Annotated in this window: 14 protein-coding genes; 4 read left to right on the forward strand and 10 right to left on the reverse strand. The window is 44.0% G+C overall.

Going from position 1 to position 25,352, the window contains the following annotated elements; genetic code table 11:
• Positions 1-280 precede the first annotated feature (280 nt).
• The 7 genes from Q0A12_RS06265 to Q0A12_RS06295 all read right to left on the reverse strand — a co-directional run bounded on the left by Q0A12_RS06265 (position 281) and on the right by Q0A12_RS06295 (position 9,860).
• Entirely contained in the window at positions 281-1,168 is an 888-nt protein-coding gene (locus tag Q0A12_RS06265) for an SDR family oxidoreductase (protein ID WP_291291805.1), read from the reverse strand.
• A 174-nt stretch (positions 1,169-1,342) separates the two neighbouring features.
• The gene (locus Q0A12_RS06270) at positions 1,343-3,043 is read right to left on the reverse strand and encodes a DUF4091 domain-containing protein (RefSeq protein WP_291291806.1); all 1,701 of its coding nucleotides are present in this window, start codon (positions 3,041-3,043) and stop codon (positions 1,343-1,345) included.
• Positions 3,040-4,020, reverse strand: coding sequence for an alpha/beta hydrolase (locus Q0A12_RS06275; protein WP_291291807.1), 981 nt, complete (start codon positions 4,018-4,020; stop codon positions 3,040-3,042). The genes Q0A12_RS06270 and Q0A12_RS06275 overlap by 4 nt, the downstream gene beginning before the upstream one ends.
• Positions 4,021-4,023: 3 nt before the next feature.
• The gene (locus Q0A12_RS06280) at positions 4,024-5,388 is read right to left on the reverse strand and encodes a glycoside hydrolase family 1 protein (RefSeq protein ID WP_291291808.1); all 1,365 of its coding nucleotides are present in this window, start codon (positions 5,386-5,388) and stop codon (positions 4,024-4,026) included.
• A 4-nt stretch (positions 5,389-5,392) separates the two neighbouring features.
• On the reverse strand, positions 5,393-6,274 hold the full coding sequence (locus Q0A12_RS06285; RefSeq protein WP_291291809.1) for an ROK family protein: 882 nt from the start codon (positions 6,272-6,274) through the stop codon (positions 5,393-5,395).
• An 18-nt stretch (positions 6,275-6,292) separates the two neighbouring features.
• Positions 6,293-7,639, reverse strand: a complete 1,347-nt coding sequence (locus tag Q0A12_RS06290; RefSeq protein ID WP_291291810.1) for a PTS transporter subunit EIIC — start codon at positions 7,637-7,639, stop codon at positions 6,293-6,295.
• 19 nt (positions 7,640-7,658) lie between these two features.
• Positions 7,659-9,860, reverse strand: a complete 2,202-nt coding sequence (locus Q0A12_RS06295) for a glycoside hydrolase family 3 N-terminal domain-containing protein (RefSeq protein ID WP_291291811.1) — start codon at positions 9,858-9,860, stop codon at positions 7,659-7,661.
• A 166-nt stretch (positions 9,861-10,026) separates the two neighbouring features.
• Between Q0A12_RS06295 and Q0A12_RS06300 the strand changes: the two genes are divergently transcribed.
• Positions 10,027-11,202, forward strand: coding sequence for an AraC family transcriptional regulator (locus Q0A12_RS06300; RefSeq protein WP_291291812.1), 1,176 nt, complete (start codon positions 10,027-10,029; stop codon positions 11,200-11,202).
• A gap of 209 nt (positions 11,203-11,411) precedes the next feature.
• On the opposite strand, the gene Q0A12_RS06305 is transcribed toward Q0A12_RS06300, so the two are convergent.
• Positions 11,412-13,190 carry an oligopeptide ABC transporter substrate-binding protein gene (locus Q0A12_RS06305; protein WP_291291813.1) on the reverse strand — a complete coding sequence of 593 codons (1,779 nt, stop codon included), beginning with the start codon at positions 13,188-13,190 and terminating at the stop codon, positions 11,412-11,414.
• Positions 13,191-13,684: 494 nt separating this feature from the next.
• Here Q0A12_RS06305 and Q0A12_RS06310 point away from each other — a divergent pair, with 494 nt between their 5' ends.
• From Q0A12_RS06310 to Q0A12_RS06320, 3 genes are read left to right on the forward strand one after another with little or no spacing between them, the layout of a single operon-like run.
• Positions 13,685-14,050, forward strand: coding sequence for a YxeA family protein (locus tag Q0A12_RS06310; RefSeq protein ID WP_291291814.1), 366 nt, complete (start codon positions 13,685-13,687; stop codon positions 14,048-14,050).
• A 7-nt stretch (positions 14,051-14,057) separates the two neighbouring features.
• Positions 14,058-14,810 carry an ABC transporter ATP-binding protein gene (locus Q0A12_RS06315; RefSeq protein WP_291291815.1) on the forward strand — a complete coding sequence of 251 codons (753 nt, stop codon included), beginning with the start codon at positions 14,058-14,060 and terminating at the stop codon, positions 14,808-14,810.
• Between the two features lie 13 nt (positions 14,811-14,823).
• Complete coding sequence (locus Q0A12_RS06320) at positions 14,824-16,629, forward strand: FtsX-like permease family protein (RefSeq protein WP_291291816.1); 1,806 nt, start codon at positions 14,824-14,826, stop codon at positions 16,627-16,629.
• 167 nt (positions 16,630-16,796) lie between these two features.
• Here the strand turns inward: Q0A12_RS06320 and Q0A12_RS06325 are convergent, their stop codons facing one another.
• Together Q0A12_RS06325 and Q0A12_RS06330 are read right to left on the reverse strand one after the other, a co-directional pair.
• Complete coding sequence (locus tag Q0A12_RS06325) at positions 16,797-17,513, reverse strand: demethylmenaquinone methyltransferase (protein ID WP_291291817.1); 717 nt, start codon at positions 17,511-17,513, stop codon at positions 16,797-16,799.
• Between the two features lie 309 nt (positions 17,514-17,822).
• Positions 17,823-25,142: an Ig-like domain-containing protein gene (locus Q0A12_RS06330; protein WP_291291818.1), complete on the reverse strand. Its 7,320-nt coding sequence runs from the start codon at positions 25,140-25,142 to the stop codon at positions 17,823-17,825.
• Between the last annotated feature and the right edge of the window lie 210 nt (positions 25,143-25,352).

The following is a 25,352-nucleotide window of genomic DNA, read 5'->3' on the forward strand; positions in this document are numbered from 1 at the left end:
AAGTGAGGGTTATTTGACATGGGTAAAGATACTTAACAATCATATTAATAAAATTAAATTGACACTCTTTTTCGTTTCCCTTGACTAATCGTAGGAAAGGAACTGTGCCATAAGTCTCCAACAAGTAATACTATCCGAACCGTATATATGATTCGGTTTCACTTGTTGGATGCTGACTGATGCCACAGTCCCTGTGTCTTTGGTCTAGAAGAATTTCCTAATGGTGCTTTTCACTGCTGCAAGTGTCGCAGTCCTGCTGCGTTTTTGTTTGAAACTTGTCTTAGGCGAAGAAGCTGCCGCCAGTTACACTATAAACTTGTCCAGTGACATAACTGGCTTCATCTGATGCTAAGAAGACATATACCGGCGCTAATTCAACTGGTTGACCTGCCCGTTTTAATAATTCTTTTTGGCCAAATTCAGGAATCGCTGATTGTGGTTGACCCCCGGAGATTTGCAATGGTGTCCAGATTGGTCCTGGTGCCACTGTATTCACACGAATCCCTTTTGAGCTCAATTGCGCTGCCAATCCTTTACTAAAGGAAGTGATCGCCCCTTTGGTCGCTGCATAGTCTAACAGATGAGCACTAGGTTCTGCACTTTGGATAGAAGTAGTGGTAATGATACTGCCTCCTGCCGGTAAATAATCTAAGGCTTCTTGAACCGTCCAATACATGGAAATGATATTTGTCGTAAACGTGTCGGTGATTTGTTGGGTAGTCAAGTCTTTGATATCTTTGACCGCCTGCTGCATACCAGCATTCAAGACCAAAATATCTAATCCAGCTAATGCTTTCGCTGCATCATGCACCAATTGACGGGCAAAAGATTCGTCTTTCAAATCGCCAGGGATCAATACGGCTTTTTGGCCCGCTGCTTCGATGACAGCCTTCACTTCTTGGGCATCCTCTTCTTCAAAAGGCAAATAGTTGATTGCAACATCTGCACCTTCTTTAGCAAAAGCAATCGCTGCTGCCCGGCCGATACCCGAGTCACCACCTGTGACTAATGCTTTCCGTCCTGCCAAACGTCCTGAGCCATTGTAGCTGGTTTCGCCACAATCGGGTACAGGCTGCATCTTTCCTTGAACTGCTGGGGCTTCCTGTTCCTGTTTTTCAAAGGTACCGTTATAATATTTCGTTAATGGATCAGTGATCTTTTCTGACATGTTCATTTCCTCCTTATTTTTATGCTCGTCATGTTGAACCATGACCTTACTTAAAAGTGTAGAGGAATGTTCACCAAATGAAAAACGAAACGCTCATTTCGTGAAAAAACGCGTTTTTCTTGCAATTTTTGAAAAAAAGGACCACGAATCCTTAAGGATTCGTGGTCCTTTGATTTATTTTGTGATTATTGTTAATAGCGCGTCACGGAGAGTCTCATAGTCAGATGCTGTTTGTTGGAAAACATCCCCATGGCTGTGGTGACTATCCACCATCCACTCTTGACTATTCGGGTTTGCCAAAAAAGTATCCAGTAGTTCGGCTGTCGGTTTCGGTTGCTGTGCTTCCGCTTGCTTGATCAGATAGAAATCTTCGATTCCCCGCTGTAACTGCTTGTAGCGTAGCGACAGTGCCAAATGTCCGGAGTAAGCTGGATAGATCAAGCACATATCGCCGATCGGCAGCGAACTTGTGTTGTAGCGAATATCTTCCCGCGCATTTTCTGGCCAGCAATTGTAGGCCCAGCGCAAAAGCCCATCGGTTTTAAAATGGTGGGCCAAGATCCCTTGAACGCGAGTTTCAAGTAACGGACTATGCAGGAATGTATTCGGCTTGTCTGGGTAATTGCAGACATAATACTGGGTTTTTCCTGAATGACTTTGACTCAACTCTTGGTAATGATTGCAGGTACAGTAATAAGAAGTCACGGGATAATCCACCAATGGCAAAAGTTCCGTCAAGACATCCTCTTTGTCAAAAGCGACTTTGACTTGCAGCGTCTCATCGATTGCTTTTAATTCAGCAAGCGACTCTTTGAACAGGTTGATCTGATGTTTTTTTGGTTCATCGGAAACGATCCGAACTTTTTCCCAGACACCCAGCTCTTTAAAGTGGGCAAAAACTTGTCCAATGTAGTTTTGCAAATCTGCTTTCTGCTGAATAAACATCATTTTGCCAGTCGCTTCATCTAAGTAGCGAACCACTAATGCCTCCGGATAGTCAATAGGCACTACCGGGAAGAAAGGCGGCTGCCAAACACCTAACAGACCGAAAACATCAATCTCTTGATCAACCCCTGCTTGAAAGAAACAATTCAAATACCGATCCAGGACAGAAAAATCACAGGTGATAGCCCCTGATTCTGTCTTATTGACTTTGATCATTGAATACTCATAGAGATTCGCTGGATAGTCTTTGACGATATAATTAAACCAACCTTTCCAAGGAATTTCACCGGCAATCACAGTAATCGCCTTTTGACCGATTTTGGCCAAACTTGCAGCCATTTCCTCTAACAGACAGAAATGTTGTTCACTCCACAACGGTACATCATACGTTCGCGCAAGAATCGATGGCTGTTGCCAAACATCTAAGTTAAAGCCATCGCGGTAATCTGCCGGAAATTCAAATGCGGAAACTTCCACCGTGATTTTTTTGCTTAAAACAAGTGAATCAGCACCGGCCAATTGGGAGCGGTAAATAGCGATCTCCACCGGATAGCTGCCTGCTGCAATGGACTGATCCAATGGGAATTCTAAATAAACTGCCGCCATCCGATCTCCTGGATAGGTTTTGGCTGTTTGGTCCAGCAATTTATCCGCAAAATCGATTTCCTGCTGTCCGGTATAATAGCCTACAAATTGACTCGTAACCGGCAATTCGCTAGTGATTTCGATCCGGTACATAGGGATTTCGATTTCATCTGGGATCGCAAATTCACGTCCCAAAATAAAATGGTTTCGCTTGCCATCATGCAGTAACAGTTGACAAGCGGCAAAACTATTTTTGCACCCTTTCACCGTTGATAGTTCAGCTGGCACCTCAGCAAAAGGTGTCGTGGCTGCTTTATAGCTTTCATGAACGAGCCATGCTTTCATTGTGTTTCTCCTCTCCTTGGATCCACCAGCTGTGCAACTAACTGCTCACATTGTGCTTGTGAGAAACGCTCTGGAATAATGGCAGTCAACTGTTGCAAACTGAAGTTTTTTACGATTTTAAAGGTACTTTTCTCTTGCCAACTTGGAAAACTGCTGGCCAATAACGTGAGATTTGCTGGTTCTTTGATCAAGGCTGTGATGGGCCAATCCGCAAGGTCTGCTGGCATTTCAACAGTCACTGTCTCTTCCCAATTGATTTCCAACCATTCCACACACTCGTCGAACCAGCGACCAAAGCGAGGATCGATCATTTCTTCACGATTACCGAAACGCTTTGTTGCCAATGAAAGACCGTGTTTGCCTTTTTGAAAAAGATGCGTTTCAAAGGGCACTTCATTTTCTTCCAATGCCCGCAAGTATAAAAGTGAATTTTCAATCGGTACCACATTGTCTTCAAAGGTCGAAAAGACAAATGTGGGCGGTGTTTCTGGTGTCACACAGGCTTCTAATGACGGAGCCTCAATTTGCATGACTTTTGCAAAAGATTGTAAGATCGCAGGATAACCTAAAATACAAAGACTGGGTTTCCTCTCAGAAAGCGTCGATAATGCCGCCGCCAAATGACCACCGGCAGAAAAACCAATTACAGCGATTTTCTCTGCATCGATCGAAGGCCATGCTCCAGCACTCAATTCGGCGATTTTAGCTAGTGCTTCCTGCGCATCTTGCAAGGAAGCATCAAAACTGCGAAACTCCCCAACATGATAACGAAGCACCCCGGCATGGTACCCTTGAGCAAGAAAATTCAATGCAATGGGTTCAGCTTCCCGTTCGCTACAAAAGGAGTAGCCTCCTCCGGGAATCACTAAAATGAATGGTCGTTTGCCGACACGAGCAAACTCCGGTTTTTCTTCATGAAGGTAAACGGTTAGTCCTGCCCCTGCTGCTTCATCGAAAGAGTATTCTTGCATGTACATAACTTACTCTCCTAATCCATTTTGTGCAATCACTTGTTGATACCAGTAAAAACTATCTTTTTTCACTCGGGCTAAATCCAACAAATCATCTTCTGTGCGATTGACATAAATGAAGCCATAACGTTTCGTGATGCCTTCATGGGTACTGATCAAATCGATGGCACTCCAAGGACAATACCCAATCACTTCGACGCCATCTTTGACGGCTAATTCCATTTGAGCAATATGCTGCTGCAGATAATCAATGCGGTATTGATCGTGCACCTGTCCATCTTCTGTTAAAACGTCTTTGGCTCCGATACCGTTTTCGGTAATCAAAATCGGCAACCGATAGCGAGAATAAACTTCATTCAATGTGAAACGGAACCCTTCTGGGTCAATGGGCCAGCCAAATTCAGTCATTGGTAGATTTTTATTTTCAACTGCTTGGAAGAACCCTGGAATCCCAAAGCCTGATTGCTGATCGATTTTATTTTCTTTCTGATAATAACTGCTGACGGTCATCGTGTTGTAGTAATTCAATGCAATATAGTCACAAGTGCCGTCAAGAAGGATTTGTCGATCTTCTGCCGTAACTTCTGGTGCGGCACCAATGGTTTCCAATAAGTGCCAAGCATTGTGATTGTATTTCCCAAAAACGGCCACATCAAGGAACAACCAATTTCTCAATGCGCTCATGTATAAAGCGGCCATCTGATCTTCAGGCTTATCCGAAGCTGGATATACACTGGCAATATTTGGCGCTGGTCCAATCTTCCCGGTAAAGTTTCCTGCATGGAATTGCTTCGTGACTAACGCTTGTGCCACCAGCATATGATGATTTTCTTGGAATTTTTCTTTCATACTCTTTTGGCTTGTACCGATGACAGAACCAGCTAATGCCATCACATTTTGTTCATTGATGGTTTGCCATAATGGTACTTTGTCACCAAAGTGTTCAAACAGCACTTGGCAGTAGTCTGCAAAGGCCTGGATCGTTTCCCGATTTTCCCAACCCCCTTGTTCAGCGATATAAACAGGTAAGTCAAAATGGAAAACTGTGACGACCGGCTGAATCTCGTTTTCAAGCAATAAATCGATCAATTTCTGATAGAATGCCAAACCTGCTGGATTAACGACGCCATTTGGCATGACACGACTCCATGAAATAGAAAAACGGTAGGCTTTCATCCCTAGTTCTTTGAACAGTTTGACATCTTCTTCATAGCGATGGTAATGATCTGAAGCCACTTTAAAATCTGTGGTTCCAGCAGGAATCTCTTTGACATCTTGGACAGAAGGACCTTTTCCATCTGTATCCCAAGCCCCTTCTACTTGATAGGCACTGGTTGATGCCCCCCATAAAAAATCATTTGGAAATTTACTCATACATTTACTCCTTTACCGCGCCAATCAAATTTGCATCTGCCTGAAACTTGGCCGCTTCGATGTTGATTGGTCGTAATGTTTGTTCAATGATTGGTGCTGCTTTTAGTAGCCGCTGATAGCAGCTTTGGATGGTTGCAATTAGTTTCGGCTGTTGGCTGATCCCGCCGCCAATCACGATTTTGTCGATATCCAATAGGCATTGGATGTCAAAACAGAGAACGGCGACCTCTTGGCAATAACCAAGAAAGAGATCCTGTGCCGTTTGGTTATCAGAGTCCGTCAATGTTTGAAACACAGTCGGTCCATCGTTTGTGACTTGTAATGCTTCCGCTAATTTTTGGATCAATCCAACAGCGGAGAGTCCGATACCAACAAATGAATCTGGACCGGCAATCCGCCGGTCTCGGATCATGAAGCTGACCTCTCCTGCTTGATAGTGACTTCCTTTGTAAAGCTGACCATTGATACACAGTCCAACACCCACACCGGTCCCTAAAATAATCGCTGCTCCATTGGTTACATTTTGTAAATGCCCCCAAGTCATTTCTCCTAATGTGGCTGCCTTGGCATCGTTCTCAACGGATACTTGATAATCTTCCGTAAGATCGAGGTTTCCAATTAGCTGACCTAAGTTGACTTCATTTAGATAAGGCAATGCGCCACCAAAGAAGACAGTACCGGATTCGTTGACCGAACCTGGTACTGAAAAAGCGATTTTCTTGAATGAATGGCTTTTTGAATAGTCACTGATGATGCTTTTTAACAATTCAGAAAACCCTTCAATAGATTGAGGTGTTGGGAAGTTCTTCTTTTCAGTGACGATATCTTGTTGGACCAAACCAGTTTTGATCTTTGTTCCGCCAACATCGATACTTAATTGATGCATTTTTCCCACTTCCTTTAATTACGCTTGAATTTCTTCTGCTGTTCTTTCAATTGCTGTTTCGTTGGCTTTATTTTTTTCCGCTTCAAGTTCTAACTCATACTCTTTCTTGTCAGCGATTTTCAAGAATGGGTACCACATCACAATACCGATCAACATACAGATGACCATTAGAATTGTGTAGTTGATGCCCCCTGAGAAAGGCATTTTGATAAATGTTGGTGTAGTCCATGGCAATAGGCTCATCGTTGGATTCAAATTGATTGGTAAGATCGTTGTAACCAATCCCCATGTTACAAAACCAGCGATCAATTGCGTGAATACTTGCGGAATAAAGAACAATGGGTTCAAAATAATCGGCATCCCAAACATGATTGGTTCAGTAATATTGAAAATAGATGGAATGAACGATAGTTTACCTAATTGTTTCATTTTTGCTGATTTGCTGCGAATCATAAAGAAAGTAACAAATCCCATGAATCCTGCAGCGTACATGCCCATGTAAATCACGGATGGAACCAAATAAGGCAATTCTTGTCCTTGTTGGTAAGCAGCAATATTTGAAACCACCATTGTCATACTGATCGCGCCAAGAGGTCCTTGTAACACCGCGTTGTGAATACCGAAGAACCATAAGACAGCCAATACTTCCATGATGATGATGATGGAAAGTGGACTAGCGACTAACGAATTCAATGGTGCGTTCACGACATCAATAAAGAATTGGAAGACTGATCCAGATGCTGTTAGACCAAATAAAACGCGAATGATAAATACCAAAACGAAAATGATTGTCACAACGAAGACTGGTGCTAAGGATTGTGTCACCATTGGCGGTACACTGTCAGGCAATTTGATCATGATATTTTTCTTAGACAAAAAGGCATAGAAACGAGTCACTAATAATGCTGTCAACATCCCAATAAAGAGTCCTTGGCCACCCAAGAAGTCCAATTTCAATGCGCCGATGGTTTGTTCCACTGCTTGACCATCTTGCATCACAGTTGTTGCAATCGTTTGAGGCATCAACATAATGAAACTAGCTAAAGAAATAATTGCTGAATTACGTTCATTTGACCCTAACTGTTTGGCATAAGAATAAGCTAAGCTATAAACAACATATAATGCAAAAACTCCTGTGGCACCATTGGTGATTGCTTCCACGTGTTGGAAAACACCGATTTTTGTTAAGTAATCGGTCCAGCCAGGAATCGGGAAGTTACCGACGATTGTGATAAATGCGATCCCTAATGTAATCGGGCTGGTGCGGATAAATCCTTCCATCAGTGCGGCTAAGACTTTGTTTCTTTGTAACTTTTGCGACATTGGCAATAATTTACTGCTTAAAATTGCTTCTAACTTTTCCATATTTTTTACACTCCTTGTCTTATAGTGTCACTGTAAGTGACTCTTCTTTTCCATCAATCGCTAAAACGAACTGATAGTTTCCACTTGTTATATGTTTCTGACCTTGATTATCATAAAAGGCAAGCTCTGCCAGCGGTAATTCGATATTTAAAGAACGCTCTTCCTGTGGTTCCAACGAAACAAAGGCACTGGCGACTAATTGTTTCACTGGTCGCACGATAGCTGCTGGTCGTTGTTTCAAGTAAACATGAACCACGGTATCAGCGGCACGTTCCGATTGATTCTTGATCTGATAGGTAAACGTGATTCCTTGATCATTGACGTTGCTGTCAAGCCATTTCCCTTGGAATGAACTATAGCTAAGTCCTTCACCAAAGGCAAACAGCGGCTCATTTGACTCATCGCGATATTTTGAGATAAAGCGGTCCGTTGGATTCTCTTCTTGGAAAGGACGGCCTGTTGAAAGCTGTGCCCCGTAAATTGGAATCTGCCCTTCACTTCTCGGGAAAGTCATGGTCAACCGAGCGGATGGATTGGCTTTGCCTGTTAAGAGATTCGCAATTCCGATCCCTCCCATAATCCCCGGATACCAAACCAGCAATAAACTATCGAATAATGGTTCGACATTCGTCAAGACCAGTGGACGGCCGGTATACAAGACACCAGCGATTGGCTTGCCGGTCGCTTTTAATGCTTCGATCAAGCGAACTTGTTTGTCGGGTAACGTTAATTTTGCTCGGGAAGCTCCTTCTCCACTTTCTAAGAACTGTTCACCAAAAGTCAGGACAATCACATCGGCATCTTCTGCCGCTGCAACAGCTTCCGCTAATAATTGATCCTCAGACTCGATTGGGCCATTCAACATCTCAATACCGGCTTTTAAGGGACCAAACCCATCGTAGGAATCAAATAAATTGTAGCCGCGGGCAAAGGTTAACTGCTCGGCAGCAAGGTTGTTTAACAATCCTTCTTTCAGTGGAATTGCATCTTGTGGTTTTCCACTAACCGAAGCCCAAAAGCCTAGCGTCAAGCGGCTTTCTCCATAAGGACCAATGACTGCGACTTTCTGTTCTTTCTGCAGTGGAAGGCTGCCATTGTTTTTTAGCAGGACACTACTTTTTTCAACTAATTTGGTTGCTACTGCTTTGGCCTCATCGGTTAAAATTTCCCCTGTATGCGGATTGTCTAACCCTCGATAAGGATTTTCAAAAAGCCCCAGTTTATTTTTCAATTCCAAAATGCGCCAAACGGCTTCATCCAATAATTCTGCAAAAGCAGGTTCTTTGATTAGTTCTGGTAGATGCGTGGCATAGACCGAAGTCATCATATCAAAATCCACACCAGCTTCCAATCCTTTTTTGGCTGCATCCCGCTCATCGGCTGCATAGCCATGAGGAACGAGTTCTTTGATTGCCGCATGATCGGAGACCAAAACGCCGTCAAAACCAAATCTTTCTCGTAAAAGATCCCGGTTCAACCACTTACTGCCGGTGGAAGGTTCCCCATTCAAGACATTGAATGCGGTCATTACAAGCAATGTTTGGGCTTCGATGGCAGCTTGATAGGGCTGCAAGTATTCATTGTACAGTCGTTGATTGGACATATCGACAGTGTTGTATTCCCGACCACCCTCTGGTGCCCCATATGCTGCAAAGTGCTTGATACAGGCAGCCACATGATCTTCGGTTACACCTTCACTGATATCTCCTTGATAACCAGTCACGACACTTTTGGCAAATTGTTTTGCCGTGTAAACATCTTCTCCCGGAGATTCCATTACTCTTCCCCAACGAGGATCGCGGGACAAATCAAGCATCGGTGAAAAAATCACATGGAGGCCATTGCGGGCACTCTCTTTTGCCGTGATCTCTGCTGCTTGCTGAAGCAATGCAAAATCGTAGGAACCGGCTTGAGCTAAAGGAATCGGAAAAATCGTCCGAAACCCATAGATGACATCTGACATGAATAGCAGCGGAATTTTGTGCTTGCTGTTTTTCAAAGTCTCTTCCTGCAATCGTTTTAATTTAGCAAAATCGTTTACATTGTAGATTGAACCAATTTCATACAAATTTAAATCTTTTGGTAAACCGAGATCTTGCATCGGTCCGGTATTCATGACATCATTTTCTACGACCAAACTACCATTGAGCTGGATCGTCTGGGCAACTTTTTCTTGAGGGGTCAAGCGCATAAAGACTTCTCTTAATTCTCTCGTATCCATTTTGTTTCCTTTCTGTAAGCGTTTTAACATAATGTATTATAAAAAGAATCCAGTGGATTTTATACTAAAAAAGTATAGTTCATAGCAAAATATTCGTTGCATCTGAACTTTTTTTCGTTATACTAGGGTCAGAAGTAAAAACAAAAAGCAATGAGGTGACAAAAAGATGAATCTAGAAAGTATCAAAACCGCCATGGATCTTCTTTACCGCAAATATTTGATTCCCATGATGTTATTAGATAATGAAGGCGTACTATTGCACCCTGACAGCTCTTGGCAAACAAAAAAACCCATCAGTCATTATTTAGAAGCGACTGAGGGAAAACTTGTTACTTTGTATCATTTAGGAAAATATATGTTTGGCTGTTTTCAATTTGAAGTAGCTGAACAAACGTGCTATTTGATGGTTGGTCCTTGTGGTGTGATCGGCACTCCTGAAAATTCATGTGTTTTCTTGGGACATGAATATCACTATAATATCCACTACTCCAAAGAAGACAAGTATTCTTTTGAAGAATACATTCAATTGTTGCATACGCTGTTTGCGAATCAACCCCTCACAAAAGAAAATCTTCGCTGGTATTACCATACTGATTTGGATGCCCGCTCGATCCAAACTGATTTTAATTTAGAAGCAAATCTCTATGATCGTCGGGTTCATGAGGCAACCTTTGATTCTTATCATTTTGAATTACGCTATCTGGATTACATCAAACGCAATGAGCCGGAAAAAGTCGCTTGGGTCTTTAATAAGATGAAAGAAACCTATAGTGTCGCATTATCTCCTTTTGAATTAGAAGGATTAAAACTGAAGTTTTCGGCTTTTGTTGCAGTGGTCACTCGCATGAGTATCGATGAGGGGGTTCCGGTCAATCAGGCATTTGGCTTATCCGACTCATTGATCCAAGGGTTGATCTATATCCATTCTGCCGATGAGTGCTTGCGATACATTAAAGAAGCCACCTATCGTTTTATGGAGCTTTTACACAGCTATCCGCTTTCTCAAAAATCATTATTGGTCAAAACGATCGTCAACTATATCGATAGCCATCTTTATGAAAAGATCACCATCGATGACCTGGCAGAGATTACCCAAAAGCACAAAACCCATCTATGCAGTCAATTTAAAAAAGAAATGGACAAAACCATCCATAGCTATATCCAAGAAAAGAAAATCGCTGAAGCCAAGCACTTGCTGCTGTTTACCGATCATTCCTATGAAAAAATCAGCACATTGCTGGCGTTCTCCAGTCAAAGCCATTTTATTCAAAGTTTTAAAAAGATCACCGGTTCAACACCAAAGGAATTCAAAAATATTCACTATGCTCATGCTTTGAGCTAATGAGAGGAACTCCAGTCAATTTCAATTGATAGACGTCTTATCATCTCCGTCTCAACTGTCTCCTTTGAAGTACACAAAAAACCGAAGGATGATGGAACAGCGCCAACTTTACAGTCTGCGCTAAGAGGTTCTTGCGTTAGCAGAACGTCTCCATCTCCCCTCCGGTTATTTCTATTGAAAGAATTCGTTTTTCTTCTTTATTTTCTGAATTAACGTGAACTATCCGTTACACCAATTCTTGCCCATGGATTATGGTCCACATCATAGGCCCATGAGAAGTTCGTTACCCGATCGGAAATCGGCAAAATCTCACTACGGAAGAGTGTCGGAATGGCAAAGGCTTCTTCAAAGGCATATTCTTGCCACGCATCAAATGCTTCTTTTCGTTTGGCATCATCAAATGAAGCATTTGAATCGATCGCCGCTAACAGCTCCGTATTTTTATCAGACTCATAGCGAGTATAGTTAAACGCTGAATTTGGTCCCCATAGTCCGGTAGGCGAAGGATCGGATCCCGTATTCCAAGCCCCCATATAAACATCGATGTCGGGATCATCATTTTTTAATTTGTCATAAAACGCTTGGAAATCAATCAGGCGGCCAGTCGAATACTGAACATCCAATCCGATTTCCTTCCACTGCTGGACATAGTAATCAGCTAAAGGCTGTGCGGTTTCGCCACCAGACATCGAAGCAAAATTGATCGTTAGTTTATTGCCGTCGGGATCATCACGGAAACCATCGCCAGTCGTATCGATATAACCAGCTTCATCCAATAATTGATTGGCTTTATCCAAGTCCAATGTATACCCCTTAATGGTATCATTATGCAAAGAACCAAATACAGGTGGGATCATGGTCGTTGCATTCGTACGTAATCCATGGTAGAAACGTTCCCCGATCGCATCATTGTCAACGGCGTAGCCCATTGCTTGACGCAATGCTTTATTCGCCATCTTAGACTCGGAATCGTAAGCCACATGGTTGTTTTCCGCATCCCATGTTCCCATTTTAAAACCAAGATACGTATAAGACTGCTGCAAACGTCCCAACATTTGATATCCGGCTGTATCTTTATAGGAATCATAAGTATCTGTCGGCATTGATAAGACTAAATCGTATTGTTTTGCATTTAAGGCTTCATTGATAGAAGCTGTTGGTACCCCGCGGAAAACGATTTTGTCCAGTGAAGGTGTATCGCCATAGTAATGCTCATTCGGTACATATTCCACCGTTTCTCCCGGAACGATATTGCTCATAACATAGGGTCCAAAACCAATAGGATCTTTCCGAACAGGATCACTGGATTCCATATCTTTGACTTCGATTCCCTCAAAGGCATGTTTGGCCAATGCCGACATCCAGACGCCTCCGCCTGCCTGCATCATGCCCGGGTGAACTTCTTTGTATTCGATTTGAACGACCTTGTCACTGACAGCAGTGATACCAGCAATCGTTTCCGCTTTTCCTTCATGGTATTCTTCCATCCCAACCACATTTGTAAAATCATTGTCGTAACGAATACCCGTATAATCAGGGTGTCCGATCACTTCATAAGCAAAGATCACATCGTCAGCCGTTACCTCTTTCCCGTCTGACCATTTTAAATCGTCTCTCAATGTAATCGTGGCAGTATTATTTTCTTGGTCCAACGCTAAATCAGCTGGTCCCCCGTCAACGATCTTAAAGTCATCATCATTTAAAAATAGATATTCATGACTTGGAGACATAAATTGTCGATCATAGGTATCTTGGTAGAATTCCCATTGGAACAGTCCTTGAAATTGTGTGTCCATTGCAACAGCTACATCTAATGTTTCTCCTTTGATAGGATCGCCATCGTTTTTCACTTCCAGCGGCATTGATTCAACATCATTCGCTGCTTCAGAACCTTGGGTTGCCGTCGAGTCTTTATCATTTCCTTGACCACAAGCACCGAGAACAAAAACTGACATAAGTGTGATCAAACCAAACCGATATTTTTTCATAATTTCCTCCTTCAATCTATCGAATCCCTAGCGCACATCATCCCTTCGACCTCTCTGACTAGCCTTAGGAACGCCAAAAGTTTGACTAGCTTGGCATAAGACGAGAACACAGATAATAGCGGTCAATGGCGACTTTCATCGGCCATCAGACGATGCTCACGTAAAAAATTAAAAAATAAAGAGATATCAGAGTAAATTATAACAATTTTTCTCATTTTTTGAATTTCAGTTTTTTCATCAAGCACTGAAATTTTTGCTGTAAGACTGAATCTCTCCATTATAGAAGTTTTTTTTCAATGGATTATCTTTAGCTTGTCTTTTAAACTTGTCCTCCATTTGTTATCTTGGAATGGCTCTCTAGGCATAGTTGTCGAACAATGAATCTGCTCTCATGACAAAAATGAAAGTTTATTGATAGGTTTTTCACACTACAATTGTTTTTGTGCCAGCTATAATTTTCTTTAGACTTTACAAACTAAAGGAAGTGAAAATAGATGAAAAAATTTTGGCTCGGCCTAGGAATCCTAGTGATCGTTTTGTTTGCTGGGTTGCAGATTGCTGAGAAAGTTGTCATGGGTGGACAAAGCTACTATGTTCAAATCACCACCGATGGGGAAAAAATCGAAACTGAAGATGATCGAGGCAGTCAAGTCATTGAATATAAATATGAACTACCTGGTTATGACAAAGATGCGAAGAAAAAAAATCTCGAATTCTTAGCGATCAAAGATCGGCCTTTAAAAAAAGACGCTTACCTAAAAATTACTTGGAATCAAAACAAGGGCGTGACTTCTTATGAAGAAGTTCAGAAAAATGATATTCCTGAAAAAGCATTGAAACAATTAGAAAGTGAACGGTGATCAATCAATGGCAAAAATAATTGAAGCAAACGAATTGACGAAAGTCTATGGTAAAACGAATGAGAAGAAAACAGAAGCGTTAAAAGGAATCAGCTTTGCGATCGACAAAGGTGAATTTATTGGGATCATGGGTGCCTCTGGTTCTGGTAAATCAACGTTATTGAACATTTTATCTACATTAGATCATCCTTCTTCCGGAAGCATCCGCATCAATGAAAAAGACATCACAAAATTACGTGGGGATGCGTTGGCAGACTTCCGCAGTAAAGAAATCGGCTTTATCTTTCAAGATTTCAACTTACTTGAGAACTTGACAGCTTCTGAAAACATTGCCGTCCCTTTATCATTACAAGGCGTCCGGCCTAAGAAAATCAAGCAATTGGTGCAGCAAGTTGCTAGTCGTTTATCGATTAGTCAAATTTTGGATAAATATCCTTCTGAAATTTCTGGGGGACAAAAACAACGGGTCGCTGCTGCTCGTGCATTGATCACAGAACCAACGATCCTCTTTGGGGATGAACCTACTGGGGCTTTGGATTCTAAAAGTGCCAAAGACTTATTGGATATGATGGATGATTTAAATAAGAATGATCAAGTATCGATCTTACTCGTGACTCATGATCCTCTTTCGGCAAGTTACTGTAAACGAATTTTATTTATCAAAGATGGTAAGATCCATCAAGAAATCAAACGAAATAATCAAACCCAAGAAGACTTTTATCGTCAGATTTTAGTTATCTTAGGAAATCTGGAACAGTAGGAGGATAAAAGATATGCTTTGGAAATTATCACTTACTGGGATCAAAGGCCGCTTAAAAGACTACATCGTCTTATTTTCTGGTCTGGTGATGGCTTCTGCCATCTTTTATATGTTTCAATCAATGGCCAGCAATGAAGAGTTTTTAAAAAATAATTCAACAATTGGTGTTATTGTGTTTATTTTCCACTTTGGCACGATTTTATTGGGGATCATCACATTTGCCTACATCCTCTACGCCAACTCATTCCTAATGTCAATGCGGCAGAAAGATTATGCCATGTTTATGATGTTGGGAGCAAAAGGACGAAAAATCGCCCAAATGATCTTCATCGAAACTTTTTTTGTTGGGATCATTGCTACTATTACGGGTGCTTTAGCCGGTATCGGATTGACGAAAATTATCAATGACCTTTTAGTGCAGCAGTTAAATATCAAGATTACCGATTTTTCGCCATTTAGCGTTAAAGCACTGGTAATTACATTGGTCTTTTTTGCCATTCTCTTTTTGATTGCCGCTATTGTCAATGCATCTGCCATTGCCAAAAAAGCCATCTTGGATCTGTTGAGAGAAACAAGTACACCTGCACAAATCAAGCAAAAATTTCCCTTTTTGCTACTCCAAACACTCTTGGGAATCATCTTTTTAGGCATTGGTTATTATGTGATGGGGGAACTCATGAAATTCCAACTGATGGGGATCGCGATTGCCCTCGTCACGATCGTTTTAGGAACCTATCTAGTTTTCCGCTCTGTGATCGTTTTGATTTTGACTCTACTAAAGAAATCCGATGCGATTGCACTGAAAAAATTAAACAATTTCACTTTGTCTCAGTTAAACTTCCGGATTCGTGAGTATACGCAAATGCTCTCTTTAGTATCGATGTTATTTGCCCTAGCACTAGGTGCATTGACGGTAGGATTGGGCTTCAGAAATGAAATCCCTAAAATGGCCAAAGGAATCACTTCTTATGACTTGGTTCTGAATAACGCCCAAAAGGTCGATCAGCAAAAAGTTGACGACCTACACCCAACATTAGATGTCCGTTATCGCCAAAAAGAGGATGATACAGCGGTTTACTACATCCAAGAAGAATTTGACAAAGATCCTTTGATTGTTACTATCAGTGGTGAAACCAACCCCAAAAATCCTTATCGCTCACTAACAGGAAAAGCGATTGCCGCAGAACTTACTGAACAAGATGAATTGCGTAATTTCGAATTACCCGATCAACGCGCCAAAGAAATCAAACTGATTTCTGCTAGTGCCTTTGAACAAGTGAAGGCACCAGAAACGACGTTGCAAGTGATCCAGGTCAAAGATTTTGAAGCAATTTTGCCAAAATTAACGGCACTGGTGGAATTGGATAAAGCCAATAATCCTTCCCTTGCTGGAGAGAGTAATTTTATGCAACGAGCAGATGTCTATGACACCTTCAATAGCGTTTTCTCTGGCTTTGAATTTATGGGCTTCTTCTTAGGGATTGCCTTTCTGACGATGCTGGCCAGCTGCTTGATGTTCAAAATCCTCTCCGGAGCAAATAGCGATATCATGCGCTACACGATGTTGAAAAAAATTGGCGCCCGCAATGGCCTTTTGAAAAAGTCCATTCGCAAAGAGATTGGTGTGCTTTTCCTTGTTCCTGGACTATTAGGAGTCGTTCACGTCTTATTCGGACTTCAAATGTTCAAGCTGCTGTTAAGTGACCCTTATGATCAAATTTGGCTGCCATTTACGATCTTTATTGCCCTTTATGCTGTCTATTATCTTTTGACGGTATGGCTCTACACCAACATTGTCTTAAAAAAAGAGAATGCATAGCGTTCTTGTAATCCCCGGTGATAGTAAAATAGACAAAAAACCAGCGTTCGATAACTGAACGCTGGTTTTTGTTTTGTTAAGCTATATTTTAATGGAAGCAACTATTTTTGCAGAGCATCTTTGCTGTTTTAGTGGAAAAGATTTTTTCTTCCATCTCTTTCCGACAATCAACACTCTACTGGTTTATATCCAAGATGCATCGCCACAGTTCCCCCACTATAGCTTTTGACAGTGATTTTTGTCAGTCCAGCTGATTGAAAGTAACGGGTCAACGCTTCTTTTCCGGGAAAGTCTCTGGCTGATTCCTGCAGCCATGAGTATTCCTGATACCGTTTAACAAACAGTTTCCCCAGTAAGGGCATGATGTACCGGAAATAGCCATAATACAACTGGCGCCAGCCAATCAATGTGGGCTGTGAAGTTTCCAGACAAACCACTTTGCCCTCAGGTTTTACCACCCGTTGCATTTCTTTCAACACGGTCAAAAGATCAGGAACATTCCTCAATCCAAACCCAATCGTCACGACATCAAAAGAATTGTCGGCAAAAGGAAGCGCCATGGCATTTCCCTGCATCCATTCAACCTTTGTCTTTTGCTCCGCTGCCTTTTTCTTGGCCACAGCCAACATATTCTCACTAAAATCAATGCCAATCACTTTCCCAGTAGGTCCGGTTGCTGCTGCCAGTGCCAAGGCCCAATCTCCTGTTCCGCAGCAGACATCAAGGATGTCACTACCTGCTTGGACTTGCATCCGTTTCATCGTATCTTTTCGCCAGTGCTTATGTTGTTGAAAAGAAATCACGGTATTCATCTGGTCATAGTTCTCTGCAACACTCTCAAAAACGTGATGAACACGTGCTTCCTTGCCTTTGTCTCCTATCAACCTCTACACCATCCTTTTACCTTCCAACCACGCAGACTGCGTAACCAAACGATTGAAAGTTTTTTCCATTTTCTACAAAATTTAGTGTAGCATGGATAGTCAAAAAAGAAAAAATTCCTGTTTAATTTCGCCAAAGGATCACTGTTCGACCGTTTTATCTCCTTTCAAAAGTGGTTTGCCATTGCTAGGATTGGGAAAAAGTTAAACCTGCAGGAACATTTCTAAAAAAGGCTCTTGCGGCAGATAATCGCCGCAGAGCCTTCTTATGGTCTATCTATTCGTTGCCTTTTGGTGCTGTTGCTTCAACAATCATTGATTTTTTTTCTTTCTCGATTTGAAGAAACCAAGACCACCGATCGCCACCAGTGCAGCACCGATCATTGAGAAGATTCCTGTGCTTTCACTGCCGGTTTGCGGTAAATGTTTGCCACCATTATTGTTACTATTGATATTGTTGCCACCGCTGATGTTCCCATTGCCGATGATATTGATCCCACCGTTATTGCCATTACCGATATTATTTCCGCCGGTATTGCCACCAGTGTTGCCACCGCCAGTATTACCACCACCAGTATTACCGCCACCAGTATTGCCGCCACCAGTGTTGCCGCCGCCAGTGTTGCCGCCGCCAGTATTGCCGCCACCAACTTCAGCAGTCGGAACAGTGACGGTAGCAGCTGCACTACGGTATTCTTTGCCACCAGCAATGATACTAGCAACGACATACAAATTGTCTTTTGGTTCGACGCGATTGGCTGCTACTACGATTCGGTAATTGCCTTTGCTGTCTGTCGTACCAGTCCCTACCACTTTACCTTGGGCATTCGTGATTTCAATAGTTACATTTGGATCAGCTTTCCCCGTAACCGGATACCCAGATGATTCATTGCCGCTGATTGTTGCAGTAGGTGCGGTAACCGTCACGGGACTAACGACGATACTCATCGGATCACTGACATATTTGCCGTCAGTTTGTGCAGTAGCGGTCAACACATCCCCTTCCGATAACTCGGCTACATTGATACGCCAATTGCCATCTTCATCCGCTCTTAATTCAAGCGGTGCAGCAAAAGCCCGGGTGGTGTTCATCGCCCCAAGAATCCGCGCCATCACTGGTGCTGCTTCATTGATGGTCAGAATGACTGAAGAACCTGGTTCTGCGGTTCCGCTGACTGCTTTTTCCCCAGCAATCGCTGGATGAATGAGTGGTGTTGCCGTTTTTTCCATAGGTACTGTGATTGGGGTATTACCACTGCGGTAGTCTTTGCCACCAGCGGTCACGATCGCTGCAACATTCAGTGCTTCGTCTGGATCTACTTGATCTGGCGCAATCACGATTCGGTAATTGCCTTCTCCGTTAGTAGTGCCAGTCCCTACTACATCTCCTTGAGCGTTGGTGATTTCAATCGTTGCGTTAGGTGCTGCTTTACCAACTACTGGATAACCGTCAATCTCGTTACCGCTGATGGATGCGGTTGGTGCATCAACTGTCAATCCATCCACTGTTACAGTGATTGGGGCACTTGGATCTTTGCCATCAGTTTCTGCCACAACAGTTATGGTGTCCCCTTCCGAAACTTCTGGTACTTCAGCGGTCCAGTTGCCTTCCTCATCTGCTTCAACAACGACTGGATCTTTGTCACCATTGGTGATGGTGACGGTGGAACCTGGTTCTGCTGTTCCAGTGATTGTATCGTCTCCGGCTGTGACGGGATCAACGGTTGGACTCGTTGTTTGATTCTCTTTTGGCACAGTGATTGGGGTGTTACCACTGCGGTAGTCTTTGCCACCAGCTGTTACGATCGCTGCGACATTCAATGTTTCTTCTGGATCCACTTGATCTGGCGCAATCACGATTCGGTAATTGCCGTCGCCATCAGTAGTGCCAGTCCCTACCACATCCCCTTGAGCGTTAGTAATTTCAACTGTGGCATCAGGTGCTGCTTTACCAACAACTGGATAACCGTCAATCTCGTTGCCGCTGATGGATGCGGTTGGTGCGGTAACTGTCAGTCCATCCACCGTCACTGTAATTGGTGCGCTTGGATCTTTGCCATCGGTTTCTGCCACAACGGTTATGGTATCCCCTTCTGAAACTTCTGGAATATCAGCAGTCCAATTGCCTTGGTCATCCGCTTTGACGACTACAGGATCTTTGTCGCCATTAGTGATGGTGACGGTTGAACCTGGTTCTGCCGTTCCACTTACAGTTTCATCACCAGCTGTCACAGGATCAATCGTTGGAATTCCTGTTTGGTTGTCTTCTGGCACAGTGATCGGGGTGTTGGCGCTACGGTAGTCTTTCCCACCAGCGGTTACGATCGCTGCGACATTCAATTTTTCTTCTGGATCTACTTGATCTGGCGCAATCACGATTCGGTAATTGCCGTCGCCATCAGTAGTGCCAGTCTCTACCACATCTCCTTGAGCGTTGGTGATTTCAATAGTTGCATTTGCTGCTGCTTTACCAACTACTGGATAACCAGCGAGTTTGTTGCCGCTGATCGATGCTGTCGGTGCTGCAACATTTAATCCATCCACCGTCACTGTGATTGGGGCACTTGGATCTTTGTCATCGGTTTCTGCCACGACAGTTATGGTATCCCCTTCGGAAACTTCTGGGATGTCAGCGGTCCAGTTGCCTTGATCATCGGCTTCAACGACGACTGGATCTTTGTCGCCATTGGTGATGGTGACGGTTGAACCTGGTTCTGCCGTTCCGCTGATTGTCTCATCACCGGCTGTGACGGGATCAATCGTTGGCGTGGTCGTTTGGTTTGCTAAAGGCACGGTAATTGGTGTTGCCCCACTGCGATAGTCTTTCCCACCAGCGGTTACGACTGCCGTTACCTTCAAACTTTCTTCTGGAGCCACTCGATCTGGGGCGATCACGATTCGGTAATTGCCATCACCATCAGTGGTGCCAGTAGCCACCACATCCCCTTGCGCATTGGTGATTTCAATGGTTGTATTCGCTGCTGCTTTACCAGCCACTGGATAACCATCGATCTCATTGCCGCTAATTGATGCGGTTGGTGCAGCAACAGTGATTCCTCCAACAGTGACACTGATCGGTGCGCTTGGATCTTTGCCATCCGTTTCTGCCACAACGGTTACAGTATCACCTTCGGAAACCTCTGGCACATCCGTCGACCAATTTCCTTGATCATCTGTTTCGACAGTGATTGGAGTTTCTCCGGTGACTGTAATGGTGACTGTTGAACCCGGTTCTGCCGTTCCGCTAATGGTTTTATCGCCGGCACTAACAGGATCAATCGTTGGTGTTGCTGTTTGATTTTCACGATTATCGGCTGGCACAACAACTGTGGTTGCTCCACTGCGGTAATCTTTCCCGCCAGCAGTCACGATTGCGGTCACATTCAAACTTTCTTCTGGAGCCACTTGATCTGGCGCGATGAGGATTCGATAATTGCCTTCGCCATCGGCGGTACCAGTACCCACGACTTCTCCTTGCGCATTGGTGATCTCAATCGTTGCATCAGCGGTTGTTTTGCCGACAACTGGATAGCCATCAGTCTCATTGCCGCTGATCGAGGCAGTCGGTGCTGAAACAGTTAAACCGTTAGCCGTGACACTGATTGGAATACTTGGATCTTTTCCAGCCACTTCTGCTACCACCGTGACTGTATCGCCTTCGGAAACTTCCGGCACATCCGCCGTCCAATTGCCTTGGTCATCTGCGACGACTGACACTGGATCTTCCCCATTCACTGTCACTTTGACCGTTGCATCCGGTTCAGCAGTTCCACGAATACTTGTATCCCCTGCCGTCACTAGATCGATTGTTGGGGTCTCCGTTTGATTTTCACGATTATCTGCCGGCACGACTACTGTAGCCGAAGCACTACGATAATCTTTTCCGCCAGCAGAGACGATTGCGGTGACAGTCAAATTCTCTTCAGGTGTGACTTGATCTGGTGCTATCTCAATACGGTAATTGCCATCGCCATCTGCTGTTCCACTGCCCACAACATCTCCTTGGGCATTGCTGATTTCAATCGCTGCATTAGCTACTGCTTTACCAACTACTGGGTACCCATCGGTTTCGTTCCCACTAATTGCTGCAGTCGGTGTTGCGACCGTCAAACCACTCACACTTACTGTCACTGGTGCGCTTGGGTCTTTGTCGTCAGCTGTAGCTACGACGGTCACTGTCTCACCTTCAGACAATTCCGGTACGTTTGCTGTCCAATTGCCCTCTTCATTGGCTTTGACAGTTACTGGTTCTTCGCCACTCACATTGACAGTGACTGTTGCTCCAGGTTCTGCTTTCCCGTTGACCACTGTATCTCCTGCTTTAACTGGATCGACAGTTGGTGTTTCTGTAAGAACCGTTGCTGGAACAGTGATCGGTGTATTGCCGCTACGGTAGTCTTTGCCTCCTGCCGTCACGACCGCTGCCACATTCAGTGCTTCTTCTGGTGACACACGATCCGGTGCAATTACGACGCGATAGTTGCCATCGCCATCAGCAGTGCCATTAGCTACGACTTCTCCTTGCGCATTGGTAATCTCGATCGCAGCATCAGCCACAGATTTACCCGTAACCGGATAGCCATCCAGGGTGTTGCCGCTAATAGAGGCTGTTGGTGCATTGACTGTCACCCCATTGACCGTGACGCTCACTGGTATACTTGGTTCTTTGCCGTCAGCGGCAGCTACTACAGTCACTGTTTCGCCTTCAGAAACTTCTGGTACATCTGCGGTCCAATCCCCTTGATCATTCGCAACGACTGTTACTGGCTCTTCACCGTCCACCGTCACTGTGACGGTTGCCCCTGGTTCTGCTGTACCGCTGATTGCTGTATCGCCTGCTGCTATTGAATCAATGGTTGGACTCTCTGTTTGATTGACTGCTGGGACCGTCACTGGTGTATTAGCACTCCGGTACTCTTGCCCCCCGGCAGTCACGATTGCTGCTACATTTAAGCTTTCTTCTGGTGTCACTTGATCTGGGGCAATCACGATCCGGTAATTGCCATCACCGTCGGCAGTACCACTACCTACGACTTCTCCTTGGGCATTAGTGATTTCAATGTCTGCATTCGCAGTTGTTCGACCAGCTACAGGATAACCATCTCGCTGGTTACCCGTGATTGATGCTGTTGGTGCAGAAACACTTATTCCGCTGACGATGACACTGACGGGTGTACTTGGCTCTTTGTCACCAGCAGTAGCTACCACCGTCACTGTTTCGCCTTCAGAAACTTCCGGTACATTTGCAGTCCAATCCCCTTGATCATCCGCAACGACCGTCACTGGTTCTTCTCCGCTGACAGTTACTACTACATTGGCGTTTGGTTCAGCTGTACCGCTAATTGTTTGATCCCCAGCAGTCACTGGATTGATCGACGGCGCTTGAGTTTGGTTCTCTTGTGTATCGGCTGGTACAACAACCGGTGTTGCTCCACTACGGTAGTCTTTCCCACCAGCTGTCACGATCGCTGTCACATTCAAGTTTTCTTCTGGGTCAACTTTATCTGGTGCAACCACGATCCGATAGTTGCCATCCCCATCGGCGGTTCCGCTGCCGACAATGTCTCCTTGGGCGTTCGTGATCTCGATTGCGGCATCAGCAACTGTTTTTCCGACCACAGGGTAGCCATCGGTTTCATTGCCGCTAATCGTCGCAGTAGGTGCCGCAACGGTCAATCCGCTAACACTCACGCTAACTGGCGAACTCGGTGTCTTTCCGTCAGCTGTGGCTATGACTGTGACCGTGTCCCCTTCAGTCACTTCGGGCACATCAACCCTCCAATTGCCTTGGTCATCTGCAACTGCTGTGACTTCTTCTCCGCTTACCGAAACCGACACCGCTGCTCCAGGTTCAGTTGTTCCGTTGATCGTCGTATCGCCAGCCGTCACTGGATCAATCGTCGGCGCTGTTGTTTGTTCTGCTGTCGCATCGATTGGAACGGTGATCGCTGTTTCTGGACTACTGTAGTCTTGACCACCAGCTGTCACGATTGCTTTGACATTCAAGTCCTCTTCTGGGGCGACTCGATCGGGGGCAATTACGACACGATAGTTGCCATCGCTGTCAGTCGTTCCACTGCCGACAACGTCTCCTTGAACGTTCGTGATTTCAATCGCTGCATTCGGTGCTGCTTTCCCAATGACCGGATAGCCATCAGTTTCATTGCCACTGATAGAAGCAGTAGGTGCTGCAACGGTCAATCCTGCGACGTTCACTGTCACTGGCTCGCTTGGATCTTTGCCGTCGGCTTCTGCCACTACCGTCACTGTTTCACCTTGAGAAACTTCTGGTACATCGGCTGACCAGTTGCCTTGGCCATCCGCTACTACTGTGACTGGCTGATCATTTCCGATAGTCACTGTGACCGTTGAATCTGGTTCTGCTGTTCCGCTGATAGTGGTATCACCAGCCGCAACAGGATCGATCGTTGGTGTTTCTGTTTGTTCTGCTGCTGGTTCTGCTGCTAACCAGATAGAATTATTGCCATCCTCATCTGTAAATAAATCGAGTGTGAGCAGATTGGACTGAGAAAAAGTACCGGCAAATCGAGCTTCGTATGGATTCGACGGATTCGTCACACCATTTGCAATCAGCTCTGAAGTCGTTGGTGTTGTCACAGTTGTTGGCATCACCACTGTCGTTTGACCTAAAACAGATGCCGATGCGATTTGATCAGCAAAATCTGTCGTTCCGTTCAATACAGCTTGCGCAGCATCGATGGTAACATTTAGCGTGGCTTTCGCTGTATTGACTGTTTCTTGAACAAGAGTATTAATACCGTTGATCAATGTACCAATTCCAGGAATATTACTTGCCCCATCTAAAATTTCCACTTGGATTTGTGCTTGTTTCAAGTTGCTTAAAATTTCCTGAATACGCTGATTGACCACAATAAATAGGCCGTCATCTACATTAGCGATTAATGCGCGTTCGTTATCGGTTAATCCAGTTGGCACTTCAAAATTCGCTTGTCCAAATTGTCCTAACTGATTCAATAAATCCAATTGTTGATAGATTTCATCTAGATTAACGGAAATGATCTGACTGACATCAACGATAGAGGCTGCATTATACACAAGGTTAGGAATACCATTAATCGTTTTGGGAATGTTTAACGCGTCAGCTAAATTGCGATTCACAAGCGCATCCACTGTGTTAGCCAACGTATCAACAGCAGGTGTAAGAGTCCCAATCAGTGTTTGGATAGCGGCAATATCTCCAAGTTGCAAGGTGATATTCGTTGAAACACTTGTATTCCCATTAGGCTGGACAAATCCAGTCAACCCTTTTGGCACTCCGACGATCGCTACTTTATCCCCATTCAAAACATTTAGTGACACGGCACTTGATCCTGTAAGAGTGAAATTAACAGGGTTCGTATTGCCAGGGGTTGCATACGGTAATGAAGCACTAGTTCCGGAATCATTTACCGCTCTCACATCACTAAAAATTTCCGCAGAAACTAAAGATGCCTCGACTGTCTTCGGCGCCCACAAGAATGTCGTCGGAACAATTACTGAACTAGTCAGCAGCATACCGCTAACAGTGACATTTGCTAGCAACGATCGCTTGTTTAACACCCGTTTTGCTTTCTTTGAATTCATTAATCTTTTATAGTCATTGCCCTTCATTCTTACTCCTCCTCTTTTCATTAACCAACCAACAAAACCGACCAACAAACTTTGGGCATTCGTCTTTTGACTATCGCTGCGACTACTTAGCTCTTCGTAGGTCTTCACAAAGTAAAACCAATGCAAAATAAAAAAACACGCAATCAAGTACGCAAAAAAATCTTTGCTGAAAAAATTTAATCATACGAGATAATTCTTGTGCTTTTTTTC

It is taken from the genome of Enterococcus sp. (assembly GCF_022711995.1).
GTDB lineage: Bacteria > Bacillota > Bacilli > Lactobacillales > Enterococcaceae > Enterococcus_D.